Here is a 21,315-nt window from a genome sequence, read left to right on the forward strand (position 1 = left end):
GTGGAGGAGGACAGCTCGATCTTCGCCTTCTCGGCGGCCTCGCGCAGACGCTGCAGGGCCATCTTGTCCTTGGACAGGTCGACGCCGTGGCCGTTGGCGAACTGCTTCACCAGGTAGTCGACGACGCGCTGGTCCCAGTCGTCACCACCGAGGTGGTTGTCACCGTTGGTGGCCTTGACCTCGACGACGCCGTCGCCGATCTCGAGGAGCGAGACGTCGAAGGTGCCGCCACCGAGGTCGAAGACGAGGATGGTCTGGTCGTCCTTGTCCAGGCCGTAGGCCAGGGCGGCCGCGGTCGGCTCGTTGACGATGCGCAGGACGTTCAGGCCCGCGATCTCGCCGGCCTCCTTGGTGGCCTGGCGCTCGGAGTCGTTGAAGTACGCCGGGACGGTGATGACCGCGTCGGTGACCTTCTCGCCCAGGTAGGCCTCGGCGTCGCGCTTCAGCTTCTGCAGGATGAAGGCGCTCATCTGCTGCGGGTTGAAGTCCTTGCCGTCCAGGTTGATCTTCCAGTCGGTGCCCATGTGGCGCTTCACCGAGCGGATGGTGCGGTCCACGTTCGTGACTGCCTGGCGCTTGGCGACCTCGCCGACGAGGACCTCGCCGTTCTTGGCGAAGGCGACGACGGACGGCGTGGTCCTGGCGCCCTCGGCGTTGGTGATGACGGTGGGCTCGCCGCCTTCGAGAACGCTGACGACGGAGTTAGTGGTGCCCAGGTCGATGCCGACCGCACGTGCCATTTCGATTCCTCCAGGTGACTTGAGTGGAACAGACTCAAGGATGCCGGGCCGGTGCGCCCACGTCAACAGAGCTGAGTGGAGTCGACTCAACTTTTATCGCGCCCTTACGCTCACACGACCGGATCTTGAGCGGATCCCGAGCGGCCCCGGAGGCGTATGGGCACGTCGGGGCGGGGCCACGCCGCCAGCCCCGCCGGCGCTTGGGGCGCGGGGTCCGGGGCGGAGCCCCGGCGGCGGGGCCGCACCCGAACGGGTTCGAGGCATCGAGGACGGCCGCGCGGCGCAGCGCAGGCGCACGGACGGTCCGGCACGGTGCTGGCATGCCGCTGCCGCCGCTCCCCCTCCCACCGGTCCGGCGCCCCGCACGCAGGCCCGGCCCCCGCCGCCGGCTGCCCCTTCAGCTGCCCCGGCCGCAGCGGCCGCTGCGGCTGCTGCGACTGCCGCGGCTGCCGGACTGTTCGGCCAAGCGGGTGGTCGACCTCGCCGGGGCCGTGGCGCTGCTCGGCGCCCTGCTGCTCCCGCTGCTCGCGCTGGCCGCCCTGCTGTACGCGGTCCAGGGCGGCCGGGCCCTGGACCGCGCGCCGGCGGCGGGGCTGGGCGGGCGCCCGTTCCGCACCTGGCGGCTGCACGCGGACCCGGCGGGCCCGGTCGGGCGGGCCGTGCGCCGGTGGGCCCTGGACGGGCTGCCGCAGCTGCTGAACGTGCTCCGCGGGGAGATGTCCCTGGTCGGGCCGCGCCCGCAGAACCGTACGGACCGGCCCGACCGGCTCTTCGTACGGCCCGGAATGACCGGCTTGTGGCAGGTCAGCGCACGCTCGGACCTCCCCTGGGAGGAGATGGCCCTGCTGGACCGGCACTATGTGGAGAGCCATTGGCTGGGGATGGATCTCGCAATCCTGGCGCAGACCCCTCGGGCGGCCCGTACACACAGGCATGCCTGAGCGACACAGATCACCGCACGCTCACCTACATTGCGGCGCGGAGAATGGGTAACCTCAAGCCTTGACTCAATAAGTTACTGCTTAGTAAGTCCCGCCCGAGGAGCCCTCCCATGCAACTCGCCGCGATCATCGTGTCGCTGGTCCTGACCGTGGTCGGCGTCGCGCTGCTCGCCCGAGCCGTGGCGCAGATCTACCGGTTCGTGAAGCTCGGACAGCCCGTGCCGGCAGGCAGCCGTACGGACAGTCCGAAGGCTCGAACGCTCACCCTGGTCCGCGAGTTCCTGGGCCACAGCCGGATGAACCGCTGGGGCATCATCGGCTTCGCGCACTGGTTCGTCGCGATCGGCTTCCTGACGCTGCCGCCGACGCTGGCGCAGGCGTACGGCCAGCTGTTCCAGGCCGACTGGACCCTGCCGATCATCGGCGGGTTCCTGCCGTTCGAGATGTACATCGAGTTCATCGGCCTGATGACGGTCGTGGGCATCGTCGTGCTGATGGCCATCCGCCTGATGTCCCTGCCGTCGCGGGCCGGCCGCAAGTCGCGGTTCGCGGGCTCCAAGGCCTGGCAGGCGTACTTCGTCGAGTACGTCATCCTCACCATCGGCCTGGCGATCCTGGCCCTGCGCGGCCTCGAGGGCGCGATCCACCACGTGGACTCGTACGAGCCGGCGTACTTCGTCTCGTACCCGCTGGTCCTGGCCTTCAAGGGCCTGTCGACGGCCGCCCTGCAGAACGCCATCTACTTCACCGCAATGATCAAGATCGGCACCTCGCTGATCTGGATGATCACGGTCTCGCTGAACACCAACATGGGTGTCGCCTGGCACCGCTTCCTCGGCTTCCCGAACATCTGGTTCAAGCGCAACGCCGACGGCGCCTCCGCGCTCGGCGCGCTCCAGCCGATGACCAGCGGCGGCAAGGAGATCGACTTCGAGGACCCGGGCGAGGACGACGTCTTCGGCGTCTCCCAGGTCGAGCAGTTCTCCTGGAAGGGCATCCTCGACTTCTCCACCTGCACCGAGTGCGGCCGCTGCCAGTCGCAGTGCCCCGCGTGGAACACCGGCAAGCCGCTGTCCCCGAAGCTCCTGATCATGTCGCTGCGCGACCACGCGCACGCCAAGGCCCCGTACCTGCTGGCCGGCGGCGGCAAGACCATGGAGGGCGAGGAGAAGGCCACCGAGGCCCAGCTCGCCGGCGTCCCGGCCACGGCCCTCGCCGAGGCCGAGCGCCCGCTGATCGGCACGGTCGAGGAGAACGGCGTCATCGACCCGGACGTGCTGTGGTCCTGCACCACCTGCGGTGCGTGCGTGGAGCAGTGCCCGGTCGACATCGAGCACATCGACCACATCGTCGACATGCGCCGCTACCAGGTGATGATCGAGAGCGCGTTCCCGTCGGAGGCGGGCACGATGCTCAAGAACCTGGAGAAGAAGGGCAACCCCTGGGGCCTGGCCAAGAAGCAGCGCGTCGAGTGGACCAAGGAGGTCGACTTCGAGGTCCCGATCGTCGGCAAGGACGTCGAGGACCTGACGGAGGTCGACTACCTCTACTGGGTCGGCTGCGCGGGCGCCCTGGAGGACCGGGCGAAGAAGACCACCAAGGCCTTCGCCGAGCTGCTGCACATGGCGGGCGTCAAGTTCGCGATCATGGGCGGCGAGGAGAAGTGCACCGGTGACTCGCCGCGCCGCCTGGGCAACGAGCCGCTGTTCCAGCAGCTGGGCCAGGAGAACGTGGCCATGCTGAACATGGCCTTCGGCGAGGACGACGAGGACGAGTCGACGAAGAAGCCGAAGTCGGCGAAGAAGATCGTCTCGACCTGCCCGCACTGCTTCAACACCATCGCGAACGAGTACCCGCAGCTGGGCGGCGAGTACGAGGTCATCCACCACACGCAGCTGCTCCAGCACCTCATCGACGAGGGCAAGCTGCTGCCGGTGACCCCGGTCGACGGCCTGATCACGTACCACGACCCGTGCTACCTGGGCCGGCACAACAAGGTCTACACGCCGCCGCGCGAGATCATGTCCGCCGTCCCCGGCCTGCGCCAGCAGGAGATGCACCGCCACAAGGAGCGCGGCTTCTGCTGCGGCGCCGGCGGCGCGCGGATGTGGATGGAGGAGCGGATCGGCAAGCGCATCAACAACGAGCGCGTCGACGAGGCCCTGTCCCTCAACCCGGACATCGTGTCCACGGCCTGCCCGTTCTGCCTGGTGATGCTGACCGACTCGGTCAACGGCAAGAAGAACGAGGGCCAGGCCAAGGAGTCCGTCCAGGTCGTGGACGTGGCCCAGCTGCTCCTGGAGTCGGTGAAGACCCCGGGCCCGACGGAGGCCGAACTGGCCGCCGCGGCGGAGGCGGAGGCCAAGGCGGCCGCGGAGGCGGAAGCCAAGGCAAAGGCCGAGGCGGAGGCCAAGGCGAAGGCAGAAGCCGAAGCAAAGGCCAAGGCGGAAGCCGAGGCCAAGGCGAAGGCCGACGCGGAGGCAAAGGCCAAGGCCGAGGCAGAAGCGGAAGCCGCTGCGGCAGCGGAGCAGCAGACCGAGGCAACGGCCGAAGAGACCGAGCCGGAGGCCGAGGCCGAGGCCGAGGCCAAGACCGAGCCGAAGCCGGAGCCGGAGCCGGAGGCCGAGACCAAGCCGGAGCCGAAGGCCACGGACGAGCCGAAGGCGGAGGCCGAGCCGGAGGCGGAAGCCGCCGCTGCCGCGGAGCAGGCCGAGACCAAGCCGGAGCCGAAGGCTGAGGCCACCCCCGAAGCCAAGCCGGAGGCGGAAGCCAAGGCCGGGGCCACGGACGAGGCGAAGGCCGAGGCCGAGGTCACTGAGGACTCGGCGAAGCCGACCGAGGCGGCGGCCGAGCCCGAGGCGCCGGCCGAGCCCGAGGCGCCGGCCGAGACCGAGGCGGAGCCGGAGGTTCAGGCGCAGGTCCCGGCGGCGGCCGAGCCGCAGGGCGAAACCGCCAAGTAGCCCGCACGAGCCGGAACGGCCGGTCCCCCGCACAGGGGGACCGGCCGTTCCGCGTTCAGGGGGCCCGGGGGCGCAGCCCCCGGTTTCGGGAAGGGGCGGGGTGGGGGAAAGGCCCCGCGCAGCGGCCAACCCACCGGGCCCAGCACACCCGGCCCACCCGGCCCAACCCACCCAGCCCGGTCGGCCGGGTCGGCCGGGGCGGCCGGGGCGGCCGGGGCGGCCGGGTAGGCCGGGTAGGCCGGGTAGGCCGCAAACCGGACTCCCTCCCTCCACCCCCACCCCGGTGGGGCAGGCCCCCCAGGGTCCCCCTAGGGGATGTCACAGGTCGGCCGCAAAGGGTGCCTATTCCGGCACCCGGACCACCGCCGCCCGCCGGACCAGGTACGTTCGATCACGTGGCTGGATTCAGGATCGGACGCGGACGGGACGACAACCGCGCGCCGCAACAACCCCCGCGGCAGCAGCCGTACGGTCAGCAGCAACCGCAGCAGGCGCCGTACGGCCAGCAGCCCTACCCTCCCCAGCAGCAGTGGCCGCAGCAGCAGGCCGGCTCCGGAGGCCATGGCGAGCCGGAGTACTTCGACCCGTACGGACAACAGCAGCAGCCGCCCCACCCGGCGCAGCAGCCCCCGTACGGACACGGAGGCGGCGGCGGTTCGTACGCGAACGACAACCCGGGGCACACCCAGGTCTTCGCGCTCGGCGAGGACCCGTACGGCCAGGCGGCCGGCGGCTACGAGGGCGGCGGCTACCAGGGCGGCGCGACCTACCAGGCAGGCGGTGCCGGCGCAGGCGCGATGGCGCCGCCGGCCGGCCCGCGGCTGCCCTGGAAGGAGCTGCTCAAGGGCATCGTGATGCGCCCGGGGCCGACGTTCCTGCAGATGCGGGACTACCCCGTCTGGGGCCCGGCCCTGATCGTGACCTTCCTCTACGGCCTCCTGGCCGTCTTCGGCTTCGACGACGCCCGCAAGGACGTCATCAACGCCACCCTCGCCAACGCCGTCCCGATCGTCCTGAGCGCCGGCGTGGCCTTCGTCATCTGCGGCCTGCTCCTCGGCGCCGTCACGCACACGCTGGCCCGCCAGATGGGCGGCGAGGGCTCCTGGCAGCCCACCGTGGGCCTGTCCATGCTGGTCATGTCCATCACGGACGCGCCGCGGCTGCTCGTCGCCGTCTTCCTGGGCGGCGACAACATGTTCGTGCAGGTGCTGGGCTGGGCCACGTGGGTCGCGGCGGGCGCCCTGTTCACGTCGCTGGTCAGCAAGTCGCACGACCTGCCGTGGCCGAAGGCGCTGGGCGCATCCGCGATCCAGCTGATCGCCCTCCTGTCGATCATCAAGCTGGGCACGCTGTAACCGAACGCCCGAAGGGGCCCGGCGCACCCACCGTGCGCCGGGCCCCTTCGGACTTCTCACGGCCGCTCACCGAGGCCCGACGAAGCGGAGCTCCTCCGACTGCGGCAGCAGCTCCGAGATCAGCTCCCACACCCTCCCGGGCCGGACACGGACGAGCCGGAGCACGCTCGAGGCATCCACCTGGCCCTCGCGCACCGGCTCGGCAGGCAGCCCCCGGTGCCGCACCTCCATGAGCATCTCGGTGAAGTGGGAGAGCTGCGGCTCTTCATGGACCTGGAGATGTCATATGAAGGCATGCGTGCTGCTCACTCGTTTGCCGGTTGGGACGATCATGACTGCGATTCCGCGTAGAAGGCGAAGGAGCGCGACAAGGCGGCCCGCACCGCGCCACCTCGGGTGAGGGGGGCACGGTCCACCGCCCCGAAGAGGACAGCGAGCGTGATGTCCGCGCCCTGGGCGTCTCCCGATACGCTCACCGTGAGCCGCTTGCCTTTTCCGATCCCGGCCTGCTTCACCGTGATGGTGACCCCGGCGCCCTCGGCGTCCCTCTCCCTCGTCAGCATGTAGTGCCTACGGCTGATCGCCGTCAGCCGGTACGCATCCTGCGCATGCTCCATCCGCAGTGAGCGGCCCCGCCGGGTCAGCCCCCACCGGTTCCGCCTCAACCGCACCGACCGGTCGCCGACCTCGAGCCTCGCTCCGTTCAGGCCGGGCAGGCTCATCACCTGGGAGTGCAGGCCGGCCGAGGAGTAGCTCGCGTGCGGGATCACGGTGCCGCGCACCTCGCTCATCAGAGTGCGGGAGCTGTGGATGGCCAGCGGAAAGAGGACGGTGACGTCACCGAATTCGGGCGAGCTGCCGTGCCAGCCCGTGCGGCGCTCGTGGCTCTCCCCCTGTTGCCACGCGTGGAGCGTGATAGGCCTGGTGGCGTGCATCTGTCTCCCTCGGGGTGCGGGGCGGTGCAGCGGACGTGCGGGACAGGGTTCGGCGCGACGGTCATCGCGGTCATGGAAGCGCTGAACGCCGTACCGCTGAGGTCCGTGGCAAACAACCGGAAGCGGACATGCCGCCGCGGGCCCTACGGCATGCTGCAGGGCCCGCGGCGGCGGTAGCTGGTGGGGCGGAGGCTCCTCAGATCAGGCGTCGAGGACCTGCCCCTCACGCTTGACGACGGGCGGCTCGACGGACCACGGGAACTCGATCCAGTCGTCGGTCCGCTTCCACACGTACTCGCACTTCACGAGCGAGTGGGACTTCTCGTAGATCACGGCGGAGCGGACGTCGGCGACGTTGCCCACGCAGAAGTCGTGGACGAGCTTCAGCGTCTTGCCGGTGTCGGCGACGTCGTCGGCGATCAGGACCTTCTTGTCGGAGAAGTCGATCGCGTCCGGGACGGGCGCCAGCATGACCGGCATCTCCAGGGTCGTCCCCACGCCCGTGTAGAACTCCACGTTCACCAGGTGGATGTTCTTGCAGTCCAGCGCGTAGGCCAGGCCACCCGCCACGAAGACGCCGCCGCGGGCGATGCTGAGGATGATGTCGGGCTCGTAGCCGTCGTCGGCGATGGTCTGGGCCAGCTCGCGCACGGCGCGGCCGAAGCCCTCGTAGCTCAGGTTCTCGCGTACAACGCTCATGCCTCGTGCCTCACCTGGGTGCGGTGGAAGTTCTGGAAGGAGCGCGAGGCCGTCGGGCCGCGCTGGCCCTGGTACCGCGATCCGTACCGCTCGCTCCCGTACGGGAACTCGGCGGGCGAGCTGAGCCGGAACATGCACAGCTGCCCGATCTTCATGCCGGGCCACAGCTTGATCGGGAGGGTGGCGAGGTTCGACAGCTCGAGCGTGACGTGGCCCGAGAAGCCGGGGTCGATGAACCCGGCGGTCGAGTGCGTCACCAGCCCCAGGCGGCCCAGGCTGGACTTCCCCTCCAGTCTGGAGGCGATGTCGTCGGGCAGCGAGATGACCTCGTACGTCGACGCGAGCACGAACTCGCCCGGATGCAGGATGAACGCCTCGTCGCCCTCGGGCTCGACCATGCGGGTCAGGTCGGGCTGCTCGATGGCGGGGTCGATGTGGGCGTAGCGGTGGTTCTCGAACACCCGGAAGTACCGGTCGAGACGCACATCGATGCTGGAGGGCTGCACCATCGACTCGTCGAACGGGTCGATGCGTACCCGTCCGCTGTCGATCTCGGCCCGGATGTCTTTGTCAGAGAGAAGCACGTCCCGAGGATACGCAGAGCGCGCGAGCCACCCCCAATCGAGAGCGGGCGGCCCGCGCGCCTCCCCGGCCGGCGCCGCTCCCTCGCTAGCGCTTGGCGGCGTTCCCCACGGGCACGGCGTGCCTCAGCCGCGCGCACCGCGGGCACCGCAGGAGCCGCCCGGGCCCGATCCGGCCGGCACCGAGGTGCTGCAGCGGGAACGAAGCGGTACTGAAAACATGCCCTTCGGCACAACGGACGACGGTGTTCTCCATCGAGTCCCTTTCCCCAACCTGCCGTACTGCGACTGCGACGAATCGCCACATTAGGGGATGTACGGAACCCGCTCCAGCCGCCACTCCAGCGCCGGTCCGCAGCGGTACGTTACGCCCCAACTCCCGTCCCCACGACCACTGGTGCACCCCACACACAACAACGACCCCGCGGCTGATTCACCGGGGGTCGATCATGGGGTAGAGTGTGCAACGGTACGGATCCAGGAAACTGGACCGCTACGCGGATGTAGTTTAATGGTAGAACATGAGCTTCCCAAGCTTATAGCGCGGGTTCGATTCCCGTCATCCGCTCCACGACAAAGCCCCAGGTCAGCGACCCGGGGCTTTTGTGTTGCCTAGACCTCTCTACCGCTCCCGTGCCAGATCCGTGCCAGATGCCTTGCCGCGCAATGCCTGGACCCGGGCATCGATCCCGGCAGCGACCTCCCGCTGACGCTCAAGGTTCGAGTGTTGGTAGATCATGGCCGCCTTCTCCGAGGACTGGCCGGCGCGGACCATCGTGTCCTTCAGCGTCGCGCCCGACTGCGTCGACAGCGTGTGTCCGGTGTGACGAAGGTCGTAGAAGGTGAAGCCGTCGGGCAGCCCGGCTGCATTACGCGCCTTCTTCCACTTCCGCCCGAACGTCGTACGCCGGAACGGCGCCCCGCGCTCCCCCACGAAGAGGAGCCCGTCCGGCTTCTGCTCGGCATACAAGTACATGTGCAGCTTGAGATCACCGGCCATGAACCGGGGCAGCACGATGAACCGCTTGCCTGCCTCGCTCTTGGTCTCCCCAGGCGCCCGCCGTCCGGTGTTCAGCTCCGGCTCGGCACGCCGCACCCAGACACCGCAGTTCGCAAGATCCACGTCCGGGCGCCGCAGTCCCGCTTGTTCCTCCGGCCGGGCCGGGCCATACGCGGCGATGTAGACCATCAGCCGCCACCGCGGACCCATCGCCTTGGCGACGGCGTCCACCTGATCGACAGTGGCAGTCTGCCGCTCAGCCGGCGACTCCTTCCCAGCACCCTTGATCCGGCACGGGTTCCGCCTGATCAACTCATCATCCTCTGCCGTACCCATGATCGCCTTGAGCAGCCGGTATGCCTTGGCGACCGTGGTCGCGCCCGTGGCCTTGAGGCGATCGGTCCGCCATGTGCGGACTCTGGGCGGGGTGATCTCGTCGAGGTCCATCTCTTCGAAGGTCGGCAGTATGTGCAGCCGGAGCAACCGCCGGTAGAGCTCTTCAGTCGTCTCCTCCAAGCCACGCTCTTCCACCCACTGGAGCGCGTACTCGGCGAAGTTGACCGCCCCGGCGTCCGGGTCGCGCCAGTCCCCCTTGTTGATCTCGGTCTGCTTCTCGGCGAGCCAGTCGTCTGCGTCTCCCGAGGTCGCGAAGGTTTCGGGCGCCGGCCGCATCACTCCGTCGGGCCCCGGGTACCGGGCCTGAAACCGTCCGGACGGCAGCTTGCGGATCGCCCCGAACCGGCGCCGCCGACCCTTGCTGTTGGCCATCAGGCAGCCCTTCGGTAGCGGGAGCGCTGGGGCCGCCGCGGCTCGACGGTGTTCGCGGCGATGTACTCCATGACAACGCTCTCTGCGATCCGCACGTGCGTACCGACCTTCACGTACCGGATCCGGCGCTCCGCGACCAAGCGCCGGGGGAACCGCTCGGTCGTGCCAAGCAGTTCGGCGACCTGGGCGACAGACAGATATCGATCACTCATCTCGTTCCCCCATGAGTTCTTCGCGGGCGATCTCGCGGCTGTGCTGGATGTCGCGACGGATGTTGGCTGCGAGCCAGGACTCACCGGGGGTGTAACCGTGGCCGGCATAGGCCCAATGGGCGACGACGAGGAGGGTGGACTCCGGGTGCTCGTCGGGGTCGGGCAGGCCGAGCGAAGCGCGTTGCTGGGCGGCTCGGTAGTCGGCGCGGACCTGGCGTAAGGCGCCGAGGGTGGTCGAGTAGCGGCGGGACTTGGTGGAGAAGTGGCCGCGGAAGCCGAGCATGTGAGCCCAGGCCCGCAGTCGCCGGTCCGGGTAGGCCCCGTCGAGGTCCATGCACGCTTCCATGAGCCGCCGGGGGTGGTCGGGCACTCCGAGGAGGAGCAGTGCCTCCTTGTTGCCCACGGGGTGGTCCACGGTGCCGGTGGTCTCGGCTGCCTTGGTGGCGTACTTGGCGACGTAGGACGCGACCGCCTGCTCCGTCAGGTCTTCCCCGCTGCCGAAGGCGCCGATGGGCTGCACGTCGATCTGATCGCCCCACTGGAGCACCCAGTTGTTGACGAAGCCGTGCTTCGGATTGGCAGGCAGGACGACGCGGACGCGGGCGGCCGCAGCGCAGATGGCGTCGGTGAGCAGGTCGAGGGTGGCCCACGCCGGGGGCGGGCTGTCGGGCCCGGCCGGTCCGTCGAAGCGGATCACGGCGTGGAAGTGGACGGCCCCGCGCTTCTGGTACTCGGCGACCTTGCCGAAGGAAACGCGGGACTGTTCGCGAGCGGCTTTCTGCGTGAGGCCGGCGCGGCGGGCGATCTCTCGGCGGAGGTAGATCGTGAAGTAGCGCCACAACTCGGAGGCGTGGTTGTTCCACAGCACGGCGCCCGCGTAGTCGTACGTGGCCGGGTTGAGCGGGGTGCCCAGTTCCTCGGCGTCCTCGCGGTGGCGGATCCCGCAACGGCAGGGGCGGATGCCGGGGCGGTTGTGGACGGGGCCGAAGGACGGCGCGGTCAGGGTGGCGAAGACGCGGGGGTGATCGCGAATCGTCTCGGGGGTGCCCTTGGCGGGGTCACCGACGAGCCCAGCGCGGATCAGGTGGTAGGTGTCCCCGGCGTACGTCCAGGCACAGGCGGGGCACCGGGAGGCCCGGCGGTTCCCGCAGGCGACACGGAGGACGCCACCGGGTTCGGAGTCGGTGTTATACGTGTGGAGAACGGTCCGGGTGTCCGGGTCGAGGAGCTTGCTAGCACCGGAGAGCCGGATCGGGGCGGCGCATCCGCCCGTGCGGCGGATCTGTTCGTGGAGGCGGTCGAAGCCCGGGTCCCCGGCCACCCGGAGCAGATCGCTCAAGGTGGCCGGGTCCAGACCCGCCGCTGTGGCGGTGTCGGTCACGTGGTCACTTCCCGTGGGCAGCGCCGTGGTTGGCGTTCCAACCGGCGATCAGCGCACCGACCTGCGCGTCCCCCTTGGCCGAGGCGGAAGCCCCGCAGTGGCAGACGGCGGAGCCGGTGGCGGGCTCGGACGGGGAGGGCTTGCTGATGTGCAGACCGGGCGCGTTGTTCGTGGGCGCGAGGTCCGGCATGACGCTCACCGCCCGATCCGAGCGAGGTCGGCCGGGGCGGTGTGGCCGAGGCCGCGGCAGGCCTGGCAGTAGACGCGGATGGTGGCCCGGGTGCCGTCGGTGGAGCGCCCGCCGGTGGTGATCGTGGCGGTGGCGAAGCCGTCGCAGTCGCGGCAGACGGACGGGGTCGAGGCGGTCTGGGGCATGATGAGGTCTCCCTTTCGGGTCCGTTGGATCTGGAATGGGTCCAGGCGCCCGGGGCGGCGGAAGTTTGGCGACCGAGGCCGTCCCGGGGGCCGCTCAGCGCGTGTTGCGCCTGCCGTGGCCCTTGGCCGCGTACATCGAGGAGTCCGCGGCGGACAGTGCGTCCGTGAGGGCGGGCATCGGCAGGTGGTCGCGGTGGCAGTGGCCGACCGAGGCCGAGACCGGCAGGGTGCAGCCGTTGTGCGAGACCGACTGGTTCAACGCGGTCTGCAGAGCCTGAAGGCCAGGGGTTCGGCCGGGGTCGGTGACGATGGCGGCGAACTCGTCTCCGCCGAGGCGGGCGGTGATGCCGTGGCGTCCGCACCAGGTGGTCAGGCGGCGGGCGGTCGCGATGAGCACCGCGTCGCCGGCGGCGTGGCCGTGGGTGTCGTTGATGGCCTTGAAGTCGTCCAGGTCGACCAGGAGGACGAGGGCGCTGGGGTGCTTGGCCATCAGGTGTTCGGCGCGGGTGGTCCACCCGGCGCGGGTGTGGAGACCGGTCAGGGGGTCTCGGCGTGCGGTGGCCAGGCGGCGTAGGAGCATCCCGCCGTGTAGGGCCCAGCCCAGGGCCGGTAAGCCCGCGGCGATCACGTGGGTGTCCATCTACGTCACCGCCCCTTCTGGAGGTCCTTGACCAGCAGGCGCAGGACCACCGCGATCACGGCGATGGAGACGCCGGTGATGGCGACCGCCAGGAGCATCGAGACGAGGACAGCGCCGACGACGAGGACGACGGCGCCACCGCCGGCGGCGAGGGTGACCACGCTGCCAGGGGTGAGCTGGACCGTGGTGCGGGCCGGAGCGGTCGGTGCCGCGGCCGAGTAGTAGTGATCGTGTGCCGTCAGCGCGGACTCACGGTTGGACTCGACGTCGGAGAGAGCGACGGGCTGAACGAGCGGGGTGACGATGCCGGTCGGGAGCGGGTTGACCGGGATGCGCGGTCGGAGCATGGCGGAGTCTCCCTACTTGGTGATCGGGTCGAGGAGCGGGGCAAGGAAGCTGTCGGCAAGGAGGTAGCCGCCGAGGAGGATCACGGCCACGAGCCACAGCGGCGGGCGGATGAGCTTGTAGCCGAGGGCGCCGACGACGATCAGGGCGAGCCAGAGCGGTACGTCCATGACGGGGTCTCCTTTGTGATCAGCGCGGGTTGCAGCGGTGGGTTCGGGCGGCGAGTTCGGCGGCGGCGCGGGTGAGGTAGTCGGCGGAGAAGTCGCAGCCGGGGGCGGTGCACACAGCGGTGTGCCTGGTACGGCCCCGGCCGTCGTGGTGGGTGCCGACACGCACCGGGCCGATGCGGATGACGTTGTGGAAGCGGTTCGGGCGCACGGGTCTGTCTCCCTTCCTGTCAGGCGAGTTGGACGGCGATGGCGTCTGCCAGCGCGGGCGGGACGCCGAGGCGGCTCCGCAGAGTTGCTGTGTCGATCGGGACCCCGGTCTGTGCCTGGTGGGCGTCCGCGATCTTCTGGGCGTGGTCGAGCAGGGCGGGCGGGACCGGCACGGCGGGCGAGCTGGGAGCGGGCTGCGGCGGTGCGTCCTGCGGAGCGGGATCGGCCGGCGGCAGCTCGGGAGCCGGTTCCGGCGCGCGTTCCACGGTCAGGTCCGTGGTGGGCTCGACGTGGGGCTGGTCCATGGGCTCCGGGTCCCGGACAGCGGCCGGAGCGTGGGCGAGGAGCGTGCCGCCGAGGAAGGCGAGCGCGGGCCAGCCCGCGACGAGGATGCGCAGCCAGGCCGGGACGTTGTTCAGGTCGAGCAGTCCGGCGGTGGCGATGTTGGCGCCGAGCGATGCGACGAGGGCGATGGCGAACCAGAGCCAGGCGTCGCGGTTCTCCGCGTCGGCGCGCATCCGGCGCCATGCCGCGACCAGCAGCAGGTCGACGCTGACCGGGTAGGCCCACGCTTTCCATCCGTCTTGTCCTGCCGCTTCTGCCAGGTCGTGCAGGTGGGCGAAGGACAGGGCACCGGCGATGACGGCCTGGATGAACACGGCGTCGGGGCGGAGGGTGCGGGACACGAGTCACCTCCTTTCGGGGAGGCCGGTGCCGGGCGATCTCGTCCGGCACCAGCGGGTGCGGGATGGGGGTCAGGCGGTGCCGCTGCCGAGGCAGGTCGGGCACAGTCCGGTCTGCGTGGCGGCGATCTCGCGGCGTTTGCGCCCGACCCGGACGGTCGTGGTGGTCTCCCCCGATCCGGCGCAGGTGCCGCAGTCTTCGGCGGGCGGCGCGGGCTTGGGCGAGCGGCGCCGGGCCGGCGGTTTCTTCTCGGTGGTCATGGCGGTTCCCTTCGGTTTCGGGCATGGGTCGGGTAGGGACCTGGCGCGAGACGGTCACGCCGACCGAGGGGGAGGGACTGCTAGTCCGTTGCCGGGTTCGGCTTCAGGAGCGGAACGGAACCGGCGGCCGGGGCCATGGTGGGGATTACCGGCCGGTAGGGGGCGAGAGCGGGAAGGGCCGGGGTCCGGTGCGCGAACTGGGCGCAGACGGCGGCAGCCTCGTCGGCGCTCAACTCGGGGGTGCGGATGCGGGACCAGCCCCCGGAGGAGTCACCGGCCACCGCGACACCGGGCTTGTCGGGCGGGATCGCCGTCACGGCCACGACCGCATCCGGGGCGATGTCACCCAGGCCCATGTCGGCGGTCTGCTTGTCGTTGACGCGGTGGACCGCGCGGCCGGTGAGCTGGGCGCGGAGCGTGGTGGCGCCCTTTCCGAGGTCGGACCCGAAGCGCTGGCCGCAGATCTCCAGGTAGATGCCTGCGGCGCGAGCCATCTGCCCGAGCCGGATCAACTGCATGACCATCCGGTCCCGGCGGTCCTCGTCCTTCTTGCCCGCCACGAGGAACAGTTCCGCGACCTCGTCGACGAGCAGCACGATCGGTACCGGCCGGACTTCTTCGGGCAGGGCCCACAGATCGGCGGCCCCGTAGTCGCTCAGCAGGTCGAAGCGGTCTTCCATCTCGTTCACGAGCGCGTCCAGGAGGCCGGATGCCTCCTCCGGCGTCACGGCGAGCGCCGACAGACGCGGCGCGTAACGGCGCTGCTCGACACCCCGCTTGCAGTCGATCCCGACCAGCGCGACCCGCAGCCGGGCGAGACCGACGATCAGGTTGCGCAGGTACATGGTCTTGCCCGACTGATTCGCGCCGAGCGTCAGCGCGTGCGGGACCTTGACGTAGTCCCGTACGAACGCGGTGCCGTCCTCGCGGAGCGCGACAGGGACCACCATCTGCCCGGACGGGCGCCGACGGGGCATCTTCACCCGGCGCAGCACGTCGTAGCCGGTCATCCGCAGCTCTACGAACCCCGGCTTGGTCTCCACTACGTGGACGGAGTGGACGCCCCAGGCGTGGCGCAGCCGCTCGGAGGCCGCGATCACGTCGGCGGGTTCGAGCCCGGCCGGCAGGCGGAGGATGACCTGCATTCCGGTCGAGGAACCCCGCACCCGGCGCACCTTCGGCGGGACGGGCTGTACGTCACTGCGGCGGGCGATGTTGCGGACCAGGAACGCCCGGAAGCGGGAGGGCTGGACCGTCAGCCCGCACACGTCCATCGTGGACCGGTACGTCACCGCGAACCGCACGCACGCCGCAGGCAGACCGGCCACGGACCAGAACACGCGCGGGGCCCGGAGCTTCGCGTAGCCGAGACCACCGCCCGCCCCGGCCAGAGGGAGGCCGACCTCCCATAACGTCGTCAGGTCGGCCATGGTCAGGCCCCGACCGTGAGGGCGACCGCGCGGAACGCGATGCCGTGCCGGGTCTGGCCGTTGGACGTGTTCTCCCAGTCCCGGGCCTTGAGCCCGATCACCGAGACCGGCATGCCGGGCACCAGGCCGTCGGGGAGGCCGGTCTCCGGAACGGTCACCTGGTAGAGGTTGCCCTCCCCCTCGTCCGAGATCAGCAGGCCCACCGTGGACAGACCGGCACCGGTCTCCCGGTCGATGGCGCGCTCACCGGTCTGCTTGCTCACGAGCTTCGGGGTCGGAGCCGTGGCAACAAACACCACGGCGGTCGACGTGTCCACCTTGAACGACGGCATGGTTTCTCCTTCAGAGATGCCAGCAGGAAGCTAGATGACCAACTTGGCTAGCCCGGTTGGTCACATCTCGAAGGTAGGAGAGATGGCTAGCCATGTCAACAACATGACTGGCATGACTGTCCTGCCTTGGGGGTGTCGCCTACCATCGACCCATGACCTTCGTCCCCGAGCCCCTCGACCCAGACGACGACCGAGCCCCGTATGAGCAGGTGGCGAGCAGCCTCGGCGCTGCCATCCGAACGAGGCGGCTCGGGCCTGGTGAAAAGCTCCCGTCCCACAAGGAACTGACGGAGCTGTACGGGTTCGCGCGGGCGACGATCCAGCGTGCGCTGCGGGACCTCGAAGACGAGGGACTCGTCGTCTCCCGCAAGGGCAGCGGCGTGTACGTCCGCAACAGGACCGAGCGGCCGGCGGGCCTACGGCCTTACGTGGAGCAGGCGTTCGCCAAGGACCGCGTCACCATCGACTTCGCCGGGTTCTCGAGCGAGACGCTGCACGGCGCGCTTCAGGAGCCGCTCGACAAGATCCGGGTTGGCCGGCTCACGCCGTCGAGCATCACCATGCGGATACTCGTCCCGGACATGTCCGTCCCGCAGGCCGCGCCCGTGCGCATGGAGGACGGCAAGGACGACAAGCGGCTTCGCGACCGCATGCACGACATCATGGTCAGCTACACCCGCAGCATCCGGGACGCCATCGCCGAGCTGGAACACCTCGGTCTCGTCGCCGAGACCCGGATCAGCGTCCGCGTCCACAGCGGCACCCAGTTCTTCAAGCTCTACGTCATCAACGACGAAGACGCGTTCTTCGGGTACTACCCGATCCGCCCCAACAAGGTCGTCGCCCAAGGCGAGACGATCGAGATCTACGACCTGGTGGGCAAGGACGCGACTCTCTTCCACCACTCGGTCAACGACGGCGAGTCTTCCAGCGGAGCACAGCAGGTCCAGCAGGCCCGCATGTGGTTCGACAGCGTCTGGGAGACCATCGGAAGGGACTTCGACCTTGACGCACGATGAGCGGCTCCCGGGAGTCTTGGCGAACGCGCGCGTTGTCTTCTTCGACTTCGACGGGCCGGTATGCGACGTGTTTGCCGGGCTGCCCGCGCCCAATGTGGCCAAGCAGCTCACCGCGCTGCTCTCCTCCCGGGACGAGGCCGCGGGCGCCAAGGCCGCTGAGACCGACGACCCAATCGAGGTCCTGCGGATCGCCCACGAAGCCGACGCCGCCACTGGCCGGGAGGTCGAGCAGGCCCTGACGGCGGCGGAAGTCGAAGCCGTCGCGGTGGCCGGCCCGCCGACCCCTGGAGCGGTGGAGGCGCTCCGAGCCGCCCGTTCCTCGGGGCGAGCCGTGATGGTGGTGAGCAACAACTCTGCCGAATGCGTGAGCCGCTTCCTGGAGCTGCATGATCTCTGGGAGTACGTCGCAACGATCGTCGGGCGTCCGTCCGGGCAGCCCCACCTGATGAAGCCGAATCCGTTCCCGCTCATCACGGCGGCCGAGCAGGCGCAGATGGACGTCACGCACTGCACCCTGATCGGCGACTCGCTCACCGACATCCAAGCCGCCCACGCAGCCGGCACAACGGTCATCGGCTACGCCAACAAGCCCCACAAGGCCGCCCTGTTCGCCGAGGCAGGAGCCGACACCATCACGGATGACATGCAGGCCATCGCCGACGCACTCGCCCCGGCGTAGCCGGAGGAGCAGCGCGGACCTGTTACAGGTTTCTCTACCTCATCAAGCACCCGGCTTCGCTACCGCTCCGCCGGGCGGGCTTCCCGGCTCCGCTCCGCGCGACGCTCCTGCCTGCGGCCCGCTCCGCGCGCGCTGCGCCGACGCCCGCCCCTGCAAGACGGGATAGGCCCAAGGACATGAGTCGAGCCCCTATGGCCGCTGGTTCCCTCCCTCACCGACATGCCTCCGGCGGGGGCGCAACAAGCACCGGGATGGCGGGGGCGCCGCTCGCGGGTGCCGGCCGTGGATGGCTGGGGCGGGGAACTCCCATCCCGTCTGCCGTCGACCCAGGACAAGCCGAGCAGGCGCGGCACCGGGCGTCCAGGTCGTTCGTACAGTGGCGCGCTCCACCTGGACGCCCGGCACCGCGCCCGCTCCACATGCGTGTGGGTCGACGGCAGACGGGATGGGAGTTGGGGGTGAGTGGTGGATGAAGGTGGTCGTGAAGGTGCGGGCAGAAAGCCACACGGGCCAGCGCACCGCCGCTACACCGGCCGTGTGATGCGCATACGAGAGCAGCCGCAGTCGGCCTAGTCCCCCCTAGTCCCCCCACTCACACCGAGGTCTAGGCGCATGGCCTCCCGTATGGATGTCAGCAGGGGCCACAGGTCTTTCAGCAGACGTTTGGCCCACTCGATGGAGTCGCCTGCCAGGGGGGCGCCGCAATCAATACGTCGCAGCACTCCATAGAGGCGACCGATCATTTCGTTCACGTTACGCGCCTCGGCAAGGACGCTGTCTGAGACCACCATCTGCGCCTCGTCGTACTGCGCGCGATGGGCGTCCATCGCAGTGGCGGCCCTTTGACGGGTCTCGTCCGTCAAGGTATTAGTCGCCATACCCTGAACGTAGTCGGCCAGTGCGTAACGGCAACTGCGGGCTCGGCTATTGACGGCGATGTAGCAGTCACGAAGGTTTTCATGCTGCTGTCGCTCGTGTTCCCAGCGCAGTGTCCGTTGGGCGGCCTGTTGGGCCAGGTAGCCCGACGCCACAGTTCCGCCGACACCGGCGATACCGACTAGCAGAGTGGGTAGAGCTGCGTCCATCGCCTCAGTACAACAAGTCATGCCCATCCTCCCGCCCGAGGCATGCGCATTCTCGACGCTGCACCACACGGTGTGCGTAGTGCGTGCCGTCGTGTAGCCCGGTCACGCTCACGATCCTCCTGCCTTCCACGCCGCGCGAGGACCCGATCGGTCTCGCCACGAGCCAGGAGTGCGTCCTGACGCCCTGTCTAGCTGGGGTGCCAGATTCGTGCCAGGTAAGGCGGGTAACCACGGACAATGGCGGGCGCTGGAGCAACACGAAGAGGCCTCGGCTTTACCCGTTTTCGCAGGTCACAGGACGCCCAATACTCAGAAGAGCGGTGATTCCCAAGCTTATAGCGCGGGTTCGATTCCCGTCATCCGCTCCACGACAAAGCCCCAGGTCAGAGACCTGGGGCTTCTCCATTGTCTAGACCTCTCAGGGGTCGCGCCGCGCCCTCCGCGTGCCCCAACTCGCAGGAATGCCCTGCGCAGAGGGCCTTCGGCGCACCACTTGTAGCAGGTCGACCCCAGACTGTCTCGCATCATGAGACGCATTTTCAGTGATCTGTGTCAGCAACCGACTGCCGCGGGTACAAACTCGCGGTCGCCATGCGCCGACCGCCAGGCGGAAGGCCGGCACCTGAGCAGCACGGCCAGCCGGAGATCGCGAATTGTGATCGCATAGTGACGCAGTGTCAGTGCAGGGTGCTTTCATGGCCCCGTTACGCAGGGAGGCGTAGCGCGACTGATGAGGGGGACGCAGCAGTGCCTGTGATCGAGGAGTACGTGAAGGCGGACGGCACCGTGGTCAGGAGGCACACCCGCCTCCCCGCAGGTGCGCGCCGGGAGACGGCGATCCTGGGGACGATCGTGGCCGGAGTGTTCATCTTCGGCAGCGGCAACACGACTGCCACCGGCACGCAGCAGGGGCAGGAGCGGTTACCTCAGCCCCAGGCGACCACGGTGTACCCGATCAAGTGGCCGGGGTGGGCCGAATCGGCGGTGCGACCGACGCCGACGCTCTCGTACCCGATTGTCTTCCCCAGCTCGGGGAGCGGGCGGTGAGCCGCCGTCCGGCCCGACGCCGCTCGGGCGCCGAGCGCCGTCCACGGCGGCGCAAGGGCGCGATGCCGGTCCAGCTGTGGATGCTCGTGCTGGTCGCGGCGATGGTCTTGAGTCTGGTGCTGGCGGTGCTGTCGTGGCTGGCCGCGCATCACTGGGTCGTCGCTCTCCTCCTCCTGGCAGCAGCTGGTGCGGGCGCTGTGTGGCTGCATCGGCGCCAGGAGGCCGCCCGGTGGGATCGGGTCAGGGCGCAGGGGCTTCGGTACGCAGTCGAGCAGCTCGACGGCCTACACCACCGCCAGCTCGAGTTCGCTGTACGCGACCTGATGCGCCGCGACGGATGCGATGACGCGCAGCAGGTCGGCGGGCGCGGCGACAACGGGGCGGACGTGAAGGCGACCGACCCCTTCGGCCGGCTCTGGGTGATCCAGTGCAAGCACCGCAAGGCCGGCTGGTCGGGCTCCGCCGTGGGCACCCCCGATCTCCAGGTCCTCAACGGCACCGGCCGCCAGATACACGGCGGCGACGTCCTGGTCATGCTCACAAACGGGCGCTTCTCCGCACCAGCCCTCGACTTCGCCAAGTCCCAGCGCCTGCACCTGGTCGACCGCAAGCTCCTCGCCCAATGGGCCAGCGGCTCCCGCCCCCTCTGGGAACTCCTCCGCGCCGTCCCACCACCCCGAAGGCCGACTTCACTCTCCTGACCCTTCGAGGACAGCCCGGCCGTCCCCTGGACCACACAGCCAGTGGCGATGCGCCTGTGGGGATATCGCTGCGACCCGTGGGTTCAGTCCAGGCCAAGGGCTTCGAGATGAGCGAGGAAGGCCGCGACCAGTCGAGGGCGCGTGACGTCGGGGACAGGATCGTCCGGGGCATCTTCCTCGATGCCCCACTCGGTATTGAAGGTAACGGCCTTGTCCTGAGGCACGACCTGGTCCCGGAGCCAGACGACGAAGTTCGCGGCTTCTTGTGCGGTGCAGTTCTTCACCGCCACCCCCTCCGGGGACAGCACTGCGAAGCCCTCCAGTTCCTCTTCGCCGAAGGTAACCCCGAACTGCAGGCTGGTGTTGCGGACTGGGCCTGTGTCGCCTTCGTCGACCTGCAGGAAGGCTTCCGGGTCCCGTGCAAGCAGGTTGGCCCTGAAACCGTCGAACGTGAGACCCCAGGTTTCTCCGTCAATGGGCGAAAAGACGTACATCGTGCGGAGTTCGGCGAGCTGGGACGCGTCCACGGGTGCACTCCTTGGCGGTGCAGGGTGGGTCAGGGAGCGTAGCGGGCATAGCCCTTGTCGCCGTATGCCGCCATCATCACGCGCCAGTGGGCGGCGGAGTCGGGATTGTTGGTGATCGTCTCCACTCCCCGCATCTGGGTGTTGCGGGGTCGTTCAGTGCGCTCCAAGTGCCTGACCGTGATCCTCGGGTGGACATGAGCTGACACCCGTCGATGCATGAAAGGACCCCACCGGCACGTGTG

The 21,315-nt window shown here is 69.5% G+C and carries 27 protein-coding genes, 1 tRNA gene and 1 pseudogene; 8 read left to right on the top strand and 21 right to left on the bottom strand.

Annotation, left to right across the window (positions count from 1 at the left end; genetic code table 11):
• A partial coding sequence (locus ABZ924_RS33150; RefSeq protein WP_361918253.1) for an Hsp70 family protein occupies positions 1–740 on the bottom strand: 740 nt, incomplete at its 3' end.
• A 320-nt stretch (positions 741–1,060) separates the two neighbouring features.
• Between ABZ924_RS33150 and ABZ924_RS33155 the strand changes: the two genes are divergently transcribed.
• From ABZ924_RS33155 to ABZ924_RS33165, 3 genes and pseudogenes are all read left to right on the top strand, one after another.
• A complete protein-coding gene (locus ABZ924_RS33155) occupies positions 1,061–1,681 on the top strand; it encodes a sugar transferase (RefSeq protein ID WP_361918256.1) in 621 nt (206 codons plus the stop codon).
• A 110-nt stretch (positions 1,682–1,791) separates the two neighbouring features.
• Positions 1,792–3,999: pseudogene (locus ABZ924_RS33160) on the top strand ((Fe-S)-binding protein); the annotation flags it as partial.
• A 1,037-nt stretch (positions 4,000–5,036) separates the two neighbouring features.
• A complete protein-coding gene (locus tag ABZ924_RS33165; RefSeq protein ID WP_361918259.1) occupies positions 5,037–5,996 on the top strand; it encodes a Yip1 family protein in 960 nt (319 codons plus the stop codon).
• Between the two features lie 66 nt (positions 5,997–6,062).
• Here ABZ924_RS33165 and ABZ924_RS33170 read toward each other — a convergent pair whose 3' ends face one another.
• The 4 genes from ABZ924_RS33170 to dcd all read right to left on the bottom strand — a co-directional run bounded on the left by ABZ924_RS33170 (position 6,063) and on the right by dcd (position 8,214).
• Positions 6,063–6,233 (bottom strand): hypothetical protein, encoded by a 171-nt coding sequence (locus ABZ924_RS33170; protein WP_361918262.1) that lies wholly within the window; start codon positions 6,231–6,233, stop codon positions 6,063–6,065.
• Positions 6,234–6,325: 92 nt separating this feature from the next.
• Complete coding sequence (locus ABZ924_RS33175; RefSeq protein ID WP_361918265.1) at positions 6,326–6,931, bottom strand: hypothetical protein; 606 nt, start codon at positions 6,929–6,931, stop codon at positions 6,326–6,328.
• Positions 6,932–7,132: 201 nt separating this feature from the next.
• Positions 7,133–7,630, bottom strand: coding sequence for a phosphoribosyltransferase (locus ABZ924_RS33180; protein WP_361918268.1), 498 nt, complete (start codon positions 7,628–7,630; stop codon positions 7,133–7,135).
• The gene (dcd, locus tag ABZ924_RS33185) at positions 7,627–8,214 is read right to left on the bottom strand and encodes a dCTP deaminase (RefSeq protein ID WP_179172804.1); all 588 of its coding nucleotides are present in this window, start codon (positions 8,212–8,214) and stop codon (positions 7,627–7,629) included. The genes ABZ924_RS33180 and dcd overlap by 4 nt, the downstream gene beginning before the upstream one ends.
• 494 nt (positions 8,215–8,708) lie before the next feature.
• Between dcd and ABZ924_RS33190 the strand changes: the two genes are divergently transcribed.
• Positions 8,709–8,782, top strand: a tRNA-Gly gene (locus ABZ924_RS33190).
• Positions 8,783–8,833: 51 nt separating this feature from the next.
• On the opposite strand, the gene ABZ924_RS33195 is transcribed toward ABZ924_RS33190, so the two are convergent.
• From ABZ924_RS33195 to ABZ924_RS33255, 13 genes are all read right to left on the bottom strand, one after another.
• A complete protein-coding gene (locus tag ABZ924_RS33195) occupies positions 8,834–9,979 on the bottom strand; it encodes a tyrosine-type recombinase/integrase (RefSeq protein ID WP_361918271.1) in 1,146 nt (381 codons plus the stop codon).
• Positions 9,979–10,191, bottom strand: a complete 213-nt coding sequence (locus ABZ924_RS33200) for an excisionase family DNA-binding protein (RefSeq protein ID WP_361918274.1) — start codon at positions 10,189–10,191, stop codon at positions 9,979–9,981. Before ABZ924_RS33200 ends, ABZ924_RS33195 begins: the two co-directional genes overlap by 1 nt.
• Positions 10,184–11,572 (bottom strand): replication initiator protein RepSA, encoded by a 1,389-nt coding sequence (gene repSA / locus ABZ924_RS33205; RefSeq protein WP_361918277.1) that lies wholly within the window; start codon positions 11,570–11,572, stop codon positions 10,184–10,186. Before repSA ends, ABZ924_RS33200 begins: the two co-directional genes overlap by 8 nt.
• 4 nt (positions 11,573–11,576) lie before the next feature.
• Positions 11,577–11,762, bottom strand: coding sequence for a hypothetical protein (locus ABZ924_RS33210; RefSeq protein WP_361918315.1), 186 nt, complete (start codon positions 11,760–11,762; stop codon positions 11,577–11,579).
• 5 nt (positions 11,763–11,767) lie between these two features.
• Entirely contained in the window at positions 11,768–11,947 is a 180-nt protein-coding gene (locus tag ABZ924_RS33215; RefSeq protein ID WP_361918280.1) for a hypothetical protein, read from the bottom strand.
• 94 nt (positions 11,948–12,041) lie between these two features.
• On the bottom strand, positions 12,042–12,587 hold the full coding sequence (locus ABZ924_RS33220; RefSeq protein ID WP_361918283.1) for a GGDEF domain-containing protein: 546 nt from the start codon (positions 12,585–12,587) through the stop codon (positions 12,042–12,044).
• A gap of 5 nt (positions 12,588–12,592) precedes the next feature.
• The gene (locus tag ABZ924_RS33225; RefSeq protein ID WP_361918286.1) at positions 12,593–12,934 is read right to left on the bottom strand and encodes a SpdD-like protein; all 342 of its coding nucleotides are present in this window, start codon (positions 12,932–12,934) and stop codon (positions 12,593–12,595) included.
• A gap of 12 nt (positions 12,935–12,946) precedes the next feature.
• Positions 12,947–13,102 carry a hypothetical protein gene (locus tag ABZ924_RS33230; protein ID WP_189812238.1) on the bottom strand — a complete coding sequence of 52 codons (156 nt, stop codon included), beginning with the start codon at positions 13,100–13,102 and terminating at the stop codon, positions 12,947–12,949.
• Positions 13,103–13,121: 19 nt separating this feature from the next.
• On the bottom strand, positions 13,122–13,310 hold the full coding sequence (locus tag ABZ924_RS33235) for a mobile element transfer protein (RefSeq protein ID WP_189812239.1): 189 nt from the start codon (positions 13,308–13,310) through the stop codon (positions 13,122–13,124).
• A gap of 19 nt (positions 13,311–13,329) precedes the next feature.
• A complete protein-coding gene (locus ABZ924_RS33240) occupies positions 13,330–13,995 on the bottom strand; it encodes a DUF2637 domain-containing protein (RefSeq protein ID WP_361918290.1) in 666 nt (221 codons plus the stop codon).
• Positions 13,996–14,064: 69 nt separating this feature from the next.
• Positions 14,065–14,253: a hypothetical protein gene (locus ABZ924_RS33245; protein ID WP_361918293.1), complete on the bottom strand. Its 189-nt coding sequence runs from the start codon at positions 14,251–14,253 to the stop codon at positions 14,065–14,067.
• Positions 14,254–14,333: 80 nt separating this feature from the next.
• Positions 14,334–15,683, bottom strand: coding sequence for an FtsK/SpoIIIE domain-containing protein (locus tag ABZ924_RS33250; protein ID WP_361918296.1), 1,350 nt, complete (start codon positions 15,681–15,683; stop codon positions 14,334–14,336).
• Between the two features lie 2 nt (positions 15,684–15,685).
• Positions 15,686–16,015 (bottom strand): hypothetical protein, encoded by a 330-nt coding sequence (locus ABZ924_RS33255; protein ID WP_189812242.1) that lies wholly within the window; start codon positions 16,013–16,015, stop codon positions 15,686–15,688.
• Positions 16,016–16,167: 152 nt separating this feature from the next.
• On the opposite strand from ABZ924_RS33255, the gene ABZ924_RS33260 reads away from it, so the two are divergent.
• Both ABZ924_RS33260 and ABZ924_RS33265 read left to right on the top strand, forming a co-directional pair.
• Positions 16,168–17,034, top strand: a complete 867-nt coding sequence (locus ABZ924_RS33260; RefSeq protein WP_361918299.1) for a winged helix-turn-helix domain-containing protein — start codon at positions 16,168–16,170, stop codon at positions 17,032–17,034.
• Between the two features lie 16 nt (positions 17,035–17,050).
• Positions 17,051–17,713, top strand: a complete 663-nt coding sequence (locus tag ABZ924_RS33265) for an HAD-IA family hydrolase (RefSeq protein WP_361918302.1) — start codon at positions 17,051–17,053, stop codon at positions 17,711–17,713.
• A 569-nt stretch (positions 17,714–18,282) separates the two neighbouring features.
• Here the strand turns inward: ABZ924_RS33265 and ABZ924_RS33270 are convergent.
• Positions 18,283–18,798, bottom strand: a complete 516-nt coding sequence (locus ABZ924_RS33270; RefSeq protein WP_361918305.1) for a hypothetical protein — start codon at positions 18,796–18,798, stop codon at positions 18,283–18,285.
• A gap of 747 nt (positions 18,799–19,545) precedes the next feature.
• Between ABZ924_RS33270 and ABZ924_RS33275 the strand changes: the two genes are divergently transcribed.
• Both ABZ924_RS33275 and ABZ924_RS33280 read left to right on the top strand, forming a co-directional pair.
• Positions 19,546–19,845: a hypothetical protein gene (locus ABZ924_RS33275; RefSeq protein ID WP_361918308.1), complete on the top strand. Its 300-nt coding sequence runs from the start codon at positions 19,546–19,548 to the stop codon at positions 19,843–19,845.
• Positions 19,842–20,546 carry a restriction endonuclease gene (locus ABZ924_RS33280; RefSeq protein WP_361918310.1) on the top strand — a complete coding sequence of 235 codons (705 nt, stop codon included), beginning with the start codon at positions 19,842–19,844 and terminating at the stop codon, positions 20,544–20,546. Before ABZ924_RS33275 ends, ABZ924_RS33280 begins: the two co-directional genes overlap by 4 nt.
• A gap of 83 nt (positions 20,547–20,629) precedes the next feature.
• Here ABZ924_RS33280 and ABZ924_RS33285 read toward each other — a convergent pair whose 3' ends face one another.
• Together ABZ924_RS33285 and ABZ924_RS33290 are read right to left on the bottom strand one after the other, a co-directional pair.
• On the bottom strand, positions 20,630–21,073 hold the full coding sequence (locus ABZ924_RS33285) for a hypothetical protein (protein ID WP_361918312.1): 444 nt from the start codon (positions 21,071–21,073) through the stop codon (positions 20,630–20,632).
• A 29-nt stretch (positions 21,074–21,102) separates the two neighbouring features.
• Complete coding sequence (locus ABZ924_RS33290) at positions 21,103–21,291, bottom strand: restriction endonuclease fold toxin-2 domain-containing protein (protein ID WP_361918318.1); 189 nt, start codon at positions 21,289–21,291, stop codon at positions 21,103–21,105.
• Between the last annotated feature and the right edge of the window lie 24 nt (positions 21,292–21,315).

This window comes from Streptomyces sp. NPDC046876, assembly GCF_040645035.1.
GTDB lineage: Bacteria > Actinomycetota > Actinomycetes > Streptomycetales > Streptomycetaceae > Streptomyces.